The sequence below is a fragment of the Photobacterium aquae genome (genome assembly GCF_001029445.1).
Lineage (GTDB): Bacteria > Pseudomonadota > Gammaproteobacteria > Enterobacterales > Vibrionaceae > Photobacterium > Photobacterium aquae.
In genome coordinates, this window is sequence record NZ_LDOT01000006.1 from 316,433 (window position 1) to 330,521 (window position 14,089).

The window sequence follows — 14,089 nt, forward strand, 5'->3', positions numbered from 1 at the left end:
TTCCTGCTTTTACAGACTGACATATAAGGGTAACCCAGATTAGGGCAAAGTCGTGCTGGTGGTTTGTGGAGATGAGAACTCAGCAATGTCGACAATGGCCATAGGGTCTCAAGCCTACATTCGCGAAATGCTAGAAGGGGGCTAATCTCATAAATGCACCACCTTGATTTGCATTTGTCGCTGATGCCGACTTGATGGCATGGTGTTAGGTAAGCAAACATCGTTCCAATTTTTTCAATTCGTAGAAAGTTGGCGTGGTCTTTGCATCTATGTTGCGTCATTTCCAGAGAGAAGGAGCGAGCGTGCCAGAACTACATAAAGATGAATCGATTTGGCCTATTGGTTTCCGGTTGGTTTCTGAAGAAAAAAAGATTGGTCGCTGGACAACACTGTCTTGGTCGATTGAAGACGTTTGTTTGTATGGTGAAGAGGAGAAAGAGTCATTGGCTGCCGTGGAGGGAGGCTATGTTCTACCTCTAGAGTTGTATCGCCATGAACGCTCTGATTACCGCTTCAATCTTAGCTCTCGTGACCCGCACCTTTTCATTGTGTGTGAAGAGGAAAACGAGCAGTTATCGCCATTGTTGATCACCGCATCTCAAGGACTGGCCAGCGGTTATATGGACGGTGACTACCAAGTCCTGCATATCCAAACACCAATTCAGGTTCAGGCATGGATGGAGGCTTATATTGGCCGACATGGCGAACAGATAGAATTCCGTAAGAATCGTTGTAGAGACAAGAACAGAAAGGGGCGTTCTAGTGGCAACTAATTTCTTCCAGCGTTGGTCAAGCCGAAAGCTACAGGCAAGGGAAGAAAATAAGGATATTGAGCCAGTTATTGAAACGGAAGAATCGGCATTACAGGTTGTTGATAATTCAGCTGATAACGAGGTTATAGCGCATAGCGATGCTGTTCACCGTTCTGAGCCTACCGTAGATGAGGCCTCTGATTGCGAGACTGAGACTCCGGCGCTGACTTTGGCAGATGTAGCCGCCGTGAGTTATGAGTCTGGCGTGACAGATTTCATGAAGAAGGGTGTTGAGAAGTCTGTAAAGAAAGCAGCACTTCGTAAATTGTTCCATTCTGATGAGTTTAACTATGTCAGCGATATGGACGATCACACCGAGGACTTTTCAAATGTTCCTGTGCTAGATAGCAAGGTGACAGCCCAATTGCGTAATTGGGTTAATGAGGCTGTGGAAAATGTGGAGTCGATGCTAGAAGGCGAGGGTAAAGCCGATACAGCGTTGGCTGGTGGACAGGGTGCATTGGCATCAGAAATAGAATCTGGCATTGCTATGCCGTCTGATTTGAGTGTGTATGAGGCTGAACAGTCTGCAAATACTCTTGTGCAGTCAGATGCTACTGAGGTGGCCAGTGAACATTTCTCTGATGAAGAGCGTGCCACACCAACAGGTAAATCCGCATAACGCAGAGATTGGCGTGACAGCAAGGCGGATAAAGCCAATAGGCTAATGAAAAATAATAAGTTTAGTAAGGCCGCCTTCACTCGAAGCGCAGAAAAAACAGACAATGGGACAAAAAGGGAATAATACCCATAAAAAAAGACGGGACATTTTGGCGCATGACGCAAAATTGACTGGGACAAATTGTCCCTAATCGGTTAAGGCAAAATGTCTCTTAGTTATTTTAGCTCCCTATAGGTCATTTTATTCCGTAAAAAGTTGGAACGGTTATTGCTCTATTACTGAGTACGAAACGAAAATTTTTTCTAAGTACCTGAAAAATTACTTTAAAAAGTATTCGTTTCAATCGGCACTGACTTGCGGTGACGAGTAGACAGGAATAAGAATGTTAAATAGTACACTAGAAGCACAGACTGCAATTGATGATCGCAATGGTCAGGCTCGTTTGGCTGCCCTGAAAGGGACAGTTGAGCTTGCGAACCTGATCCCACCTACGGTTTCTTATGAAAGCCGTGGTAATTTGCTGATCATTGGTGCAGAAGACGCTATTACAACACTGGCTCCACAATTTTCCGCTTTGAATTCGGTAACCCTACTTGCCACAGAAAAAGCAGAAAACAGTGAGAAGCGTGACAATCTTTATTTCGCGAGTCATGTTGCACTAAAAGGTTACCTTGGTGCCTTTGAGGCAACATGTGAAGTAGAAGGCATGCTGACAAAGGCCAATCTGGCAAAAGTGGCTATTGGTCGCGATTGTTTTGATTTGATCGTTGATCTGACCGCCGACGGCGTTATGGATGTTGAAATCCCAGCGCCTGGTTATTACGCCATCGGTGCAAGTAAAGCGAAACTGGCGACGGTTATTGAAGAACTACCGGCTATGATCGGTACGTTTGATAAACCTAAGTATTTCCGTCTGAATCCAGATCTTTGTGCCCATTCATCTCGTGGCGTATCAGGTTGTGATCGTTGTTTGGATGCTTGTCCTGCTGGTGCATTGACCAGTAACGGCCATGCTATTGATATTAATCCATACCTTTGTCAAGGCGTGGGTACATGTGCAACAGCTTGTCCGACAGAAGCCATTACATATGCATTACCTGATCCGGACAATACTCAGCATTTCGTTCATCGTTTGCTGACCCGTTATCAACAAGAGGGTGGTGAAGCACCGACATTGTTGTTCTTCGGTAATCGCGATGAAGCTGCTGTTTGTAGTGCTTTGGCTCATTTCCCATCATCTGTGATTCCAGTTGCTCTGGAAGAATTGGCGACTGTGGGTATTGATACTTGGTTTAGTGCATTGGCTTACGGTGCGCATCAAGTGCTTCTGGCTACGAATACGTCTTATATTCCTGAAACGATTGATCGTGTACTTCGCAATGAATTGGCAACTGCGCAAACATTGCTAGGGGATCTTGGCTTTGATGCTTCACGGATTACATTGTTTGATTTTGCAGACGCCGAGCGTTTTACCGCGTTTGACGATGCATTGCTGACAATGGAAAACCGCCTAGAAGGGGATAAGCGAGCCAAACTCTTTACGGTTCTTGATGCCCTTTACGCTAATGCGCCTGAAAAACCTGCGCGTTCAGACGTTGTAGAGAATGCACCTTATGGTTCGGTAGATTGTCGTACGGAAGATTGCACATTGTGCATGAGCTGTGTTGCGGTTTGTCCAACTCGTGCATTGCATGCAATTGGTGATCGTCCAGGATTGCTATTCATTGAACAAGACTGTGTTCAATGTGGTATGTGTGAAAAAGCGTGTCCTGAAAAAGTGATTTCTCTGGTTCCTGGTATTTCATGGGATCAGAAAGCACGTCAGGAAGCGAAAACCGTTCATGAAGAAGAGGCTGCTTGCTGTACCAGTTGCGGTAAAGCTTTTGCACCGGCTTCTATGGTGAAAATGCTAACTGAAAAGTTACAAGGTCACTCACATTTCCAAGGTGATGCAATTCGTCGATTGCAAATGTGTGAAGACTGTCGTGTACGAGATATTTTCTCATCAGTTATTGACGATCCAGAAAGCCAGCTAAGAGTGTAAGACATGCAATTGGAATCTCCTCAAATGAACACACAAGAAGAAAGTGTACTGCGCGTTGATATTTACGCCCTGTTAGCTCGTTTGCTGCGTTGTGCCCCTGATCAAGAGGTACTTGCTTGGCTGAGCGAATTGGATGTTGATGCCAATGCTAATGCGTCTGCAGGTATGGCCGGTGCTTGGCCTGTTCTTAAATTGGCAGCTCAGAAAACATCTGTGCTTTCGGTAGAAGAAGAGTATCAAGATCTGTTTATCGGCATTGGCCGTGGAGAAATTGTTCCTTACGGTTGTTGGTACCTGACGGGATCATTGATGGAAATGCCTCTGGCTCACCTTCGTCGTGATCTTGCTCAATTGGGTTTTGCCCGAGATGAGTCAGTTAAAGAACCTGAAGATCACATTGCCGCTTTGCTTGAAGTTATGGCAATGCTGGTGGAATCGGGTGATGCGCATTTGCAGAAAACGTTTTTTAATCGCCACATTGCGGCTTGGTTTGAACGCCTGTGCCTAGATATGAAATCAGCTAATAGTGCTGTGTTTTATAGCGCTGTTGGTGAATTGGCACTGCAATTCCTGACCATCGAAAAAACACGTTTTGTTGAAGTGAACTAAAATCAACCTAATTTGTTTTCTGTTACGACGTCACAACTAGATTGCGTTGATGTTTAAGCGGCTAGTTGTTTGATTAAGAAAAATTTAGCAATAAAAAGTGATTCCTGACCGCTACTTAGTGAATACAGGAACAAGATAAAGGAGCTAGCTTTTATGAGTGAGCACAATAAACCCGATCAAAGCCGTCGCCAATTGTTGAAAAACATTGGTCTGACTGTGGCTGCTGGTGCTGTTGCGGCGGGCGCAACAACGGCTGTACATGCCGAAGTTGTCCAAGCTGATGAGAAGAAAAATGAAAAAACAACAGGCTATCGCGAAACACAACACATTCGCGATTACTACGAAACCTTGTAAGGCGGAGCTATAAATGAAACTGATTAAACGTTCCGACAACGTGAGCAAGGACGAGAACCAGCTAGGTATTTCACGTCGTTCCTTTATCCGTAATTCATCACTGGCTGCGGCTGGTGGTATTGCTGGTGCAGGTATGTTTGCACCGGGCATGATGAAAAAGGCACAGGCAGCGTCTCAAGACGTGCATGATGCACCAAAAGAAGTGAAGCGTACCATTTGTTCTCACTGTTCTGTTGGCTGTGGTATTTATGCCGAAGTACAGGATGGTGTATGGACCCACCAGGAACCTGCTTTTGACCATCCTTTCAATGCTGGTGGCCACTGTGCAAAAGGTGCGGCACTTCGTGAACACGGCCATGGTGAGCGTCGTGTGAAGTACCCAATGAAGCTTGTTAACGGTAAGTGGCAGAAGCTGAGCTGGGAACAAGCGCTAAACGAAGTTAGTCAGCAAGTGCTGAAAATTCGTGAAGAGTCAGGCCCGGATTCTGTTTACTTCCTAGGTTCTGCTAAGCACAACAACGAACAGGCTTACCTGTTCCGTAAAATGGTATCACTTTGGGGTACCAACAACGTTGACCACCAGGCGCGTATCTGTCACTCAACCACAGTGGCCGGTGTTGCGAACACTTGGGGTTACGGTGCAATGACCAACTCACTGAACGACATGCATAACTGTAAGTCGATTCTGTTTATTGGTTCAAACCCTGCTGAAGCACACCCAGTTGCAATGCAGCACATTCTGATCGCGAAAGAGCGTAACAACTGTAAGATTGTCGTTGTTGACCCTCGTCGTACTCGTACTGCTGCTAAATCTGATCACTATGTTTCTCTACGTCCGGGTTCTGACGTTGCCTTCATTTGGGGTGTGCTATACCACATCTTCCAGAACGGCTGGGAAGACAAAGAGTTTATCCGCCAGCGTGTTTGGGGTATGGACGAAGTTCGCGCAGAAGTGGCGAAATGGAACCCTGCAGAAGTTGAGCGCGTAACTGGCGTTAAAGAAGCCGACGTATACCAGACAGCGAAAATGCTATCTGAAAACCGTCCTGGCTGTGTAGTTTGGTGTATGGGTGGTACTCAGCATACTACTGGTAACAACAACACACGTGCTTACTGTATTCTTGAACTTGCTCTTGGCAACATGGGTAAATCTGGCGGCGGTGCAAACATCTTCCGTGGTCACGATAACGTACAGGGTGCAACTGACTTCGGCGTACTGTCTGATAACCTGCCTGGTTACTACGGTCTGTCTGAAGGTGCGTGGAAGCACTGGTCAAAAGTGTGGGATGTGGACTACGAATGGCTGAAAGGCCGTTTTGACCAAAACGAATACCACGGCAAGAAGCCAATGTACAACGCGGGTATTCCGGTTTCTCGCTGGATCGACGGCGTGTTGGAAGACAAGGCGAATATCGAGCAAAACGACAACATCCGTGCCATGTTCTACTGGGGCCACGCTGTGAACTCACAGACTCGTGGTACAGAAATGCGCAAGGCAATGGGTAAGCTGGATATGATGGTTATCGTTGACCCGTACCCAGGTGTTGCAGCTGTGATGAACGGCCGTACCGATAACGTGTACCTGCTACCGGCGACAACTCAGTTCGAAACTACGGGTTCTGTAACGGCAACTAACCGTTCAATCCAGTGGCGTGATCAGGTTATTGAGCCACTATTCGAATCTAAGCCTGACCACGAGATCATGTACCTGCTTTCTCAGAAGCTAGGTCTTGCTGATCAACTGTTCAAGCACATTAAGATTGAAAATAACCGCCCAGTAATCGAAGACATCACCCGTGAATTCAACAAGGGTATGTGGACTATCGGTTACACAGGCCAGAGCCCTGAGCGTCTGAAAGCGCACCAGAAGAACTGGCATACGTTTGACAACACCTCGCTAGAAGCGGTAGGTGGTCCTGCGAACGGTGAAACTTACGGTCTGCCTTGGCCATGTTGGGGTACGCCAGAGATGCAACACCCAGGTACTCACATTCTTTACGATACGTCTAAGACGGTTGCACAGGGTGGCGGTAACTTCCGTGCTCGTTTCGGTGTTGAGCGTAATGGTGAAAGCCTATTGGCTGACGACAGCTACTCTCTAGGCTGTGAGCTTGAAGATGGTTACCCAGAGTTCACTGACAAGATGCTGAAGCAGCTTGGTTGGTGGGATGACCTGACAGCAGAAGAAAAAGCGGCTGCTGAAGGCAAGAACTGGAAGACTGACCTGTCAGGCGGTATCCAGCGCGTAGCGATTAAGCACGGCTGTATCCCATTTGGTAACGCAAAAGCGCGTACTGTTGTTTGGACATTCCCAGATAAAGTGCCACTACACCGTGAACCACTGTACACGCCACGCCGTGATCTGCTACCTGAATACCAGACTTGGAACGACAGCGAGGCGATGTTCCGTCTGCCAACGCTTTACAAGTCAATTCAGGACAAAGACATGTCTGGCGAATACCCAATCATCCTGACATCTGGTCGTCTGGTTGAGTACGAGGGTGGTGGTGAAGAAACCCGTTCAAACCCATGGCTGGCAGAGCTTCAGCAAGAAATGTTTGTTGAAATCAACCTGAAAGATGCCAACGATCTTGGCATTCGCGATGGTGACATGGTTTGGGTTGAAGGTGCAGAGAAAGGTCGCATCAAAGTGAAGGCGATGGTTACTCCTCGTGTTCAAGTTGGTCTTGCGTTCATTCCGTTCCACTTCGGTGGCTACTTCGAGGGTGAAAACCTGCGTAACCGTTATCCAGAAGGTTGTGAACCATACGTATCAGGTGAAGCGGCTAACACAGCAACCACCTACGGTTACGACCCAGTTACCCAGATGCAAGAAACAAAAGTAACCCTTTGTAAAATCAGTAAAGCGTAAGGAGTCATCAGATGGCACGTATGAAATTTCTTTGTGACTCTAAGCGTTGTATTGAATGCAATGGTTGTGTTACGGCTTGTAAAAACGCGAATGACGATGCGCTAGAGTGGGGTATTCAGCGCCGTCGTGTGGTGACTCTGAACGACGGTCTACCAAACGAAAACTCTATCTCGGTTGCTTGTATGCACTGTAGTGATGCGCCATGTATGGCCGTTTGTCCTGCAGATTGCTTTAGCCAAACTGAAGACGGCATTGTTCAGCACGACAAAGATCTATGTATCGGTTGTGGTTACTGTCTGTTTGCTTGTCCGTTCGGTGCGCCGCAGTTCCCTAAACAAACTGCGTTTGCTGAGCGTGGCAAGATGGACAAGTGTACTTTCTGTTCTGGCGGTCCAAACACTGAACCTGGTTCAGAGAAGGAACGCAAACTGTACGGTGCTAACCGTATTGCAGAAGGTAAGCTGCCAATGTGTGCCTCAATGTGTTCAACAAAATCACTACTAGCGGGTGATGCAGAGAAAATCTCTGACATTTTCCGTAAGCGTGTTGTTGCTCGTGGTGCGAAAGAGGCGGGTTGGGCAAGTGTTGAAGACCTTGCTTACGATGCTGCTGACAAGCAAAAGGCATAAGCCTTTAATTATCCCTGCTTGATGCAGGGGTAGTTTCAACCCACAGTTGCATCCCGCACTGTGGGTTGATTTCAAGATTGAGAAACACTGTTGATAACAGTCGGGAGTTTTATGACTAAGCGAATTCAACATTGGCTTGCGATGCTGGTAACCACATTTATGCTGACGCTGTCTGTGTCAGCGGTGGCCAGTAATGAGACCAGTGCTAATTCTGATAATGAGCGTCTAGGCGAGTCTGTTGTAAGGCAAGAAATTACAGGCTTTGCTGGTGCTGACTATTGGCGCATGGTCAAGGATGGTCAAGAAGGTTACACCACGTCAAAATCACCAGAGCACGGTGTATTGATTAGTGTGCCGGGCCAGACATGGTACATTTTGAAAGAGAAGTGGATGTCACCACTAGGTGCTTTGGCTATTTTCGGTAGCTTGGCAATGGTGGCACTGGCTTACGTAGTTGTTGGCCCATTGAAACTGAGCAAGCCAAAAACTGGCCGTAAGATCAAACGCTGGAGCCGTTTTGATCGCGCTCTTCACTGGAGTATGGCGTTCACCTTCCTTACGTTGGCATTTAGTGGTTTGACACTCGTTTATGGTAAACATTTTATCAAGCCTGTTGTGCCGACAGAGGTGTGGGGATGGATCATTTATGCCGCGAAGCAATACCATAACTACATGGGGCCAATTTTTGGCATCCTACTTGTTGCGGTATTGGTGAAGTGGTGGCGTAAGAGCCTGTTCACTATGGTTGATATCAAGTGGTTCATGAAAATGGGCGGCATGGTAGGTAAGCATAAGGGTACGCATCCATCTGCCGGTTTCTCTAACGGTGGTGAAAAGGCCATTTTCTGGCTATTGATTTTCTTCGGTATTGCAATCACAATCTCTGGTTTGGTTTTGGATTTCCCTATCTTCGATCAGACTCGCCGTGATATGGAGTTGTCTAACCTGCTGCATATGTTCTCTGCACTGATCCTGATTTGTGGCTTTATCTTCCACATCTATATCGGTCTGTTCGGTATGGAAGCGGCGCTAGATGGTATGATCACAGGTGAAGTTGACGAAACATGGGCGAAAGAGCACCACGACCTATGGTACAACGAAGTGAAAGATCTTCCTGAAAACCAACCAGGTTATGATGCTGCACAAGAAGCCGATAAAAAAGGCAGTGCTTCGCAGAATAATGCGTAAGTTGTGCTTTTAAGAGTCACGAACAGCAGCCCTAGGCTGCTGTTTTTTTATCTGTCATCTTGCCCATTATTTCATTTTGCCTACGGCATTAATGACGAATTGTTTATTGTGAGTGGTATTAACGCAAATCCTAATGCACTATAACTTTATTATTTTAAATGAATTAGACCAATGTCGTAGTCGCTGTACTTATAACCGTATAAAAACAATGGTATAAAGTTAAGCAAGTCAATACGAATAGCAAAGGACACGGCCATGCAATTTCCCTATCGTAATATTGTCATTCTGACAGGAGCCGGTATTTCGGCAGAGTCAGGCATTCGAACGTTTCGCGATCAAGATGGATTGTGGGAAAGCCACCGTATTGAAGATGTTGCGACTCCGGAAGGGTATTACCGTGATCCTGTATTAGTTCAGAATTTCTATAATTTACGCCGTCAGCAATTAGAGAGTGGCTCGGTTTTTCCTAATAAAGCCCACGAAGCTTTGGCGTTATTGGAGCAGCAACTTGATGGCACGGTAACACTTGTCACGCAGAATATTGATAATCTTCATGAAATGGCAGGCAGTAAGAATATCATCCATATGCATGGTGAGCTGCTGAAGGCGCAGTGTAGTAACACTGGGCAAACCGTCGAATGGAGTGGGGACATTTCGCTAGATGACCATTGCCATTGCTGCCAAATCCCGGCACCGTTGCGTCCTAATGTGGTGTGGTTTGGTGAGATGCCAATTGGTATGGATAGAATACATCAAGCCTTGATGGAGGCTGATTTGTTTATTTCAATTGGTACATCGGGTGCGGTATATCCCGCAGCGGGGTTTGTTCATGAAGCAGCAATGCATGGGGCACATACGATAGAATTGAATTTAGAGCCGAGCGAAGTAGAAAATGAATTTGCTGAGAAGCGTTATGGCCAAGCATCGGATATTGTTCCGGCCTATGTGGCGGAGTTATTGGCAATCAGTTGAATTTCAGTAGGTTATAAAAAACGCCCGCATAAGCGGGCGTTTTTTTATGGGTCAGGCTTGGGCCGTTTGAGCAGGCTGCTTCGTGAAAAATCGGGCTCGAATGTGATCGTATAGCCAGTTGTAGATGATGGCGTATAACAAGAAGAAGGCGACAAGCCCCAAATCGAGGATGAGCACACTCCAGAAATCCATTTTCAGCACCCACATTAGAACGGGAACGGAAACAAACAGCAGGCCACCTTCAAAACCAATACCGTGAATAATACGCAGGCCCAGCTTGCGAGAAAGGCGATCTGTACCGAATGCTCTGTCGAATAGCAGGTTGTAAATATAGTTCCAAGTCATTGCAATCAAAGACATAGCAACACTTAACCCTCCGACAACGGCTGGGTTATGTTGGGTAAAGATGCTGGCGAGCCCCATAAGGATGAGTAGGGCAAATACCTCAAATAAAATAGAATGGAGAATTCGTTCTTTTGTTGTCATGGTAATCACTGAACTAATGATAATCGTGAAAACAAATATATCTTGAGATATGATTATATCTAGTTAGTTATCATCACTTTTACTGATACTTATGTATAACCTTGAACAACTGAATATGTTTGTCACCGCGGCGAAACTGGGGTCGTTTTCTGCTTGCGCTCGTAAATTAGGCAAAGTGCAGAGCGCTGTGAGTCAGGGTATTGCTAACTTAGAAATTGACCTTGATGTTGAGTTGTTTGACCGTTCTACGCGTAAGCCGACTCTCACAGATCAGGGCAAGCACTTGTTATCGTTTGCTGAAGCGATACTCATGCAGAAAAGGGAACTCGACAGTACTGCTAAAGCTCTGAGCGCTCAGCAAGAGAGCCAGATCAGTCTTGTTGTCGATGATAGCCTGCTGAAGCAGCGCTATTACGACATCATTTTTGAATTTGAACAACAGTTTCCGTCAACATCTTTGCGTTGCTTCACGGCAGCAAGTGTGGATATCCCGCATTTAGTACGTGATGGTGTCGCATTGTTAGGGGTGATGCTGAGCGAGATGTCATTGGTTACCGATGTTGATATTCGCTACATCGGTAATCTAAAATTTGTGCCGGTTGCAGCACCTTCGCATCCATTGTCATCGCTCGCACAGGTAACCCCGACAGATTTAGTTCCTCATCGGCAAATATTGATCCAGGGTTTAAATGGCTACCATCAGACCCAGCTCCAACCGATATCTTCCCGGCAGTGGAGCGCCAATGATCTTCGACTGCTTGAAAACTACGTGATTCAGGGGTTAGGGTGGGCTTATTTACCCAAACACAGGGCGGATGAATTGGCTCTTGCCAGCAAAGTAAAATTGTTACCCGTTACTTTCGATTACAAAGAGTGGGCGGTACCGATTGAATGCTTGCTAAAGAAAGGGGAGAGTCTTGGGCCTGCCGCCAGTTGGCTAAACCAAGCACTGAATAGCCTGTTGCCAGATTAAGTAAGAAACTATTGAATGATAATAAAAAACCGGGCTTGATAGCCCGGCTTGTTTTGATTACTGACCAGCTTTTAGTTTCTGGTAGTACTCTTCGTAAAGTGGTGTTGCATTACCAACGCTGTTCTGCCATTCGCCAGCGTCCATCACTTCTTGAGGTGGGTAGATGCTTGGATCATTAACAAAGTCAGCTGGAAGTAGCTTCTTGGCCGTTGCAACTGGTGTTGGGTAACCGATTTCAAGAGCGATCTTCGCAGCGTTTTCAGGACGAAGTAGGAAGTCGATCATCTTGTGTGCCGCTTCGGTATTTTTTGCGTTAGCAGGAATAGATATGCTATCCATCCAGAAGATTGCGCCTTCTTTTGGCCATACGATATCAATCGGAGCACCTTCTTGACGGGCCATGTATGCTGAACCATTCCATAGCATACCCAGTGAGGTTTCACCTGCCATGTACGGGTTAGCTGGGTAGTCTGAGTTGAATACCAATACGTTTGGCATTAGTTTCTTCAGTTCTTCGTACGCAGCTTTGATTTCTTCTGGATTTTTAGTGTTCGCCGAATAACCCAGTTTACGCAAACCGATATGGAAGAATTCGCGAGCGTCGTCCATCATCATTAGCTGGCCAGCCCATTTAGGGTCCCAGAAATCAGCCCAAGAAGAGACTTTGCTCTTGTCTAGCATTTCTGTGTTTACGCCAATACCCGTTGCGCCCCAAATGTAAGGAATGGAGTAGTCATTCTTAGGGTCAAATGGTTTGTGCAGGAAGTTAGGATCGATTTCTTTAAAGTGAGAAAGCTTTGATTTGTCGATCTTCTGGAGCATATTTTCTTCACGCATCTTAGACACGTAGTACGTTGAAGGAACAACCAGATCGTAACCTTCACCGTGAGTCTTCAGTTTTGCGTACATGGTTTCATTCGACTCATACGTCGAATAAATTACTTTAATGCCTGTTTCCTTCGTAAACTGCTCAAGTACATCTGAAGGGATGTACTCAGACCAGTTGTAGAAATACAGCTCGTCATCTGCTGCCGTAGCCATGCCTGAAAACATTGCCATTGCGCATACGCTGCCGGCCATCAAAGAAGACCATTTTTTCATTATTTTCTATGCTCCAATAAAGAAGATTTTTAAGGGTTCTCTTAGCGAATGTAACCAAAGGGGCGTGAGCCGGGCTGGATACTTACCGCTTCTCCTAACAAATAAAGAAAAGAGAATTAGGCTCTTTTCTGTGACTGATAACAAATTAATCGTGAAACATTATAGCAGACTATCAATGTCTTATGGCAATCAATTGTTGAGTATGAATAGTGCAAACTATTTTATTGCCCTATCTATATACCGCTTGGTTGTATATTGCTCGTAGAAAAAAGGAAGGGGAGAGAGGAAGAACAGATAGGCTAGATATGAAAAACGGCCCCGAAGGGCCGTTGCGCTTAGAAAAATTACTGACCGGCTTTTAGTTCCAGGAAGTAGTTTTCATAACGGATGTTCATATCGCCAACAGAGTTCTGCCACTCACCACGATCTAGGTCTTCTTGTGGTGGGAACAGAGTAGGGTTGTCTTTGTATTTAGCGTTTGATTTCTCAACCGCTGTTAGGTAACCCGTCTCTTCAGAAATTTTAGCAGCAACGTCTGGGCGCAGTAGGAAGTCAATCATCTTGTGTGCAGCATCAACGTTTTTCGCGTTTTTCGCGATCGCTAGGCTATCAACCCAGAAGATACCGCCTTCTTTTGGCCAAATCAGCTCAATAGGAAGACCTTCACGTTGAGCGGCAGCCGCAGAACCGTTCCAAAGCATACCAAGACCAACTTCGCCTGCAAGGTAAGGAGCTGCTGGGTTATCAGAGTTAAATACCAATACGTTTGGCATTAGTTTTTTCAACTCTTCGTTCGCTTCGTCAATCTGCTTAGGATCAGTGCTGTTACCTGAATAGCCTAGTTTGCGAAGTGCAATATGGAACACTTCACGAGTGTCGTCCATTAGCATGATCTGGCCTTTCAGCTCAGGATTCCATAGGTCAGCCCAGCTGTCGAAATCAGCAGGGTCGTACATTTCTGTATTGACCGCAAGACCAGTCATCGCAATAACGTGCGGGATGGAGTAGTCGTTGCTTGGGTCAAAAGGCTTGTCCAGATAGTTCTTATCAAGCTCTTTGAAGTTGTTTAGCTTTGATTTATCGATTTTCTGTAACATGCCTTCATCGCGCATTTTCGCAACGAAGTAAGTTGAAGGCACAACCAGGTCGTAACCCTGTGGGTGAGCTTTCAGCTTAGCGTACATAGTCTCGTTCGACTCGTAAGTCGAATAAATCACTTTAATACCAGTTTCTTTAGTGAACTGTTCGCGTAGCTCCGTAGAAATATACGGACCCCAGTTCATGAACACCAATTCCTTGTCTTCAGCCATCGCAGCAGTTGAGAAAAGAGCTGCTGCACATGCAGTACCGGTTAGAAAAGCGGACCATTTTTTCATTAGATTATCATCTCCAAAACCCGTTTAGGGTATTCATACAAAACAAGTGGC

Annotated in this window: 13 protein-coding genes; 10 read left to right on the plus strand and 3 right to left on the minus strand. The window is 46.0% G+C overall.

From position 1 onward, the window contains the following. Window positions 1–269: 269 nt before the first annotated feature. From ABT56_RS06880 to cobB, 9 genes are all read left to right on the plus strand, one after another. The gene (locus ABT56_RS06880) at window positions 270–773 is read left to right on the plus strand and encodes a DUF3305 domain-containing protein (RefSeq protein ID WP_047878105.1); all 504 of its coding nucleotides are present in this window, start codon (window positions 270–272) and stop codon (window positions 771–773) included. Then, window positions 763–1,434 carry a DUF3306 domain-containing protein gene (locus tag ABT56_RS06885; RefSeq protein WP_053062399.1) on the plus strand — a complete coding sequence of 224 codons (672 nt, stop codon included), beginning with the start codon at window positions 763–765 and terminating at the stop codon, window positions 1,432–1,434. Before ABT56_RS06880 ends, ABT56_RS06885 begins: the two co-directional genes overlap by 11 nt. Window positions 1,435–1,816: 382 nt before the next feature. Continuing rightward, window positions 1,817–3,478: a 4Fe-4S dicluster domain-containing protein gene (locus tag ABT56_RS06890; RefSeq protein ID WP_047878106.1), complete on the plus strand. Its 1,662-nt coding sequence runs from the start codon at window positions 1,817–1,819 to the stop codon at window positions 3,476–3,478. A gap of 24 nt (window positions 3,479–3,502) precedes the next feature. Continuing rightward, window positions 3,503–4,087 (plus strand): TorD/DmsD family molecular chaperone, encoded by a 585-nt coding sequence (locus ABT56_RS06895; protein ID WP_240478270.1) that lies wholly within the window; start codon window positions 3,503–3,505, stop codon window positions 4,085–4,087. Between the two features lie 153 nt (window positions 4,088–4,240). Then, window positions 4,241–4,441: a twin-arginine translocation signal domain-containing protein gene (locus tag ABT56_RS06900; protein WP_047878108.1), complete on the plus strand. Its 201-nt coding sequence runs from the start codon at window positions 4,241–4,243 to the stop codon at window positions 4,439–4,441. Between the two features lie 13 nt (window positions 4,442–4,454). Then, window positions 4,455–7,313 (plus strand): formate dehydrogenase subunit alpha, encoded by a 2,859-nt coding sequence (locus ABT56_RS06905; RefSeq protein WP_047878109.1) that lies wholly within the window; start codon window positions 4,455–4,457, stop codon window positions 7,311–7,313. Window positions 7,314–7,324: 11 nt separating this feature from the next. Further along, window positions 7,325–7,942 (plus strand): formate dehydrogenase FDH3 subunit beta, encoded by a 618-nt coding sequence (gene fdh3B, locus ABT56_RS06910; RefSeq protein WP_047878110.1) that lies wholly within the window; start codon window positions 7,325–7,327, stop codon window positions 7,940–7,942. A 111-nt stretch (window positions 7,943–8,053) separates the two neighbouring features. Then, on the plus strand, window positions 8,054–9,130 hold the full coding sequence (locus ABT56_RS06915) for a formate dehydrogenase subunit gamma (protein ID WP_047878111.1): 1,077 nt from the start codon (window positions 8,054–8,056) through the stop codon (window positions 9,128–9,130). 255 nt (window positions 9,131–9,385) lie between these two features. After that, window positions 9,386–10,102 (plus strand): Sir2 family NAD+-dependent deacetylase, encoded by a 717-nt coding sequence (gene cobB / locus ABT56_RS06920; protein WP_047878112.1) that lies wholly within the window; start codon window positions 9,386–9,388, stop codon window positions 10,100–10,102. Between the two features lie 51 nt (window positions 10,103–10,153). On the opposite strand, the gene ABT56_RS06925 is transcribed toward cobB, so the two are convergent. Continuing rightward, the gene (locus tag ABT56_RS06925) at window positions 10,154–10,588 is read right to left on the minus strand and encodes a PACE efflux transporter (RefSeq protein WP_047878113.1); all 435 of its coding nucleotides are present in this window, start codon (window positions 10,586–10,588) and stop codon (window positions 10,154–10,156) included. Window positions 10,589–10,679: 91 nt separating this feature from the next. On the opposite strand from ABT56_RS06925, the gene ABT56_RS06930 reads away from it, so the two are divergent. Then, window positions 10,680–11,561, plus strand: a complete 882-nt coding sequence (locus ABT56_RS06930) for a LysR family transcriptional regulator (RefSeq protein WP_047878114.1) — start codon at window positions 10,680–10,682, stop codon at window positions 11,559–11,561. 57 nt (window positions 11,562–11,618) lie between these two features. On the opposite strand, the gene ABT56_RS06935 is transcribed toward ABT56_RS06930, so the two are convergent. Together ABT56_RS06935 and ABT56_RS06940 are read right to left on the minus strand one after the other, a co-directional pair. Further along, complete coding sequence (locus tag ABT56_RS06935; RefSeq protein WP_047878115.1) at window positions 11,619–12,662, minus strand: extracellular solute-binding protein; 1,044 nt, start codon at window positions 12,660–12,662, stop codon at window positions 11,619–11,621. A 344-nt stretch (window positions 12,663–13,006) separates the two neighbouring features. Then, window positions 13,007–14,038, minus strand: coding sequence for an extracellular solute-binding protein (locus ABT56_RS06940; protein WP_047878116.1), 1,032 nt, complete (start codon window positions 14,036–14,038; stop codon window positions 13,007–13,009). Window positions 14,039–14,089: the final 51 nt, after the last annotated feature.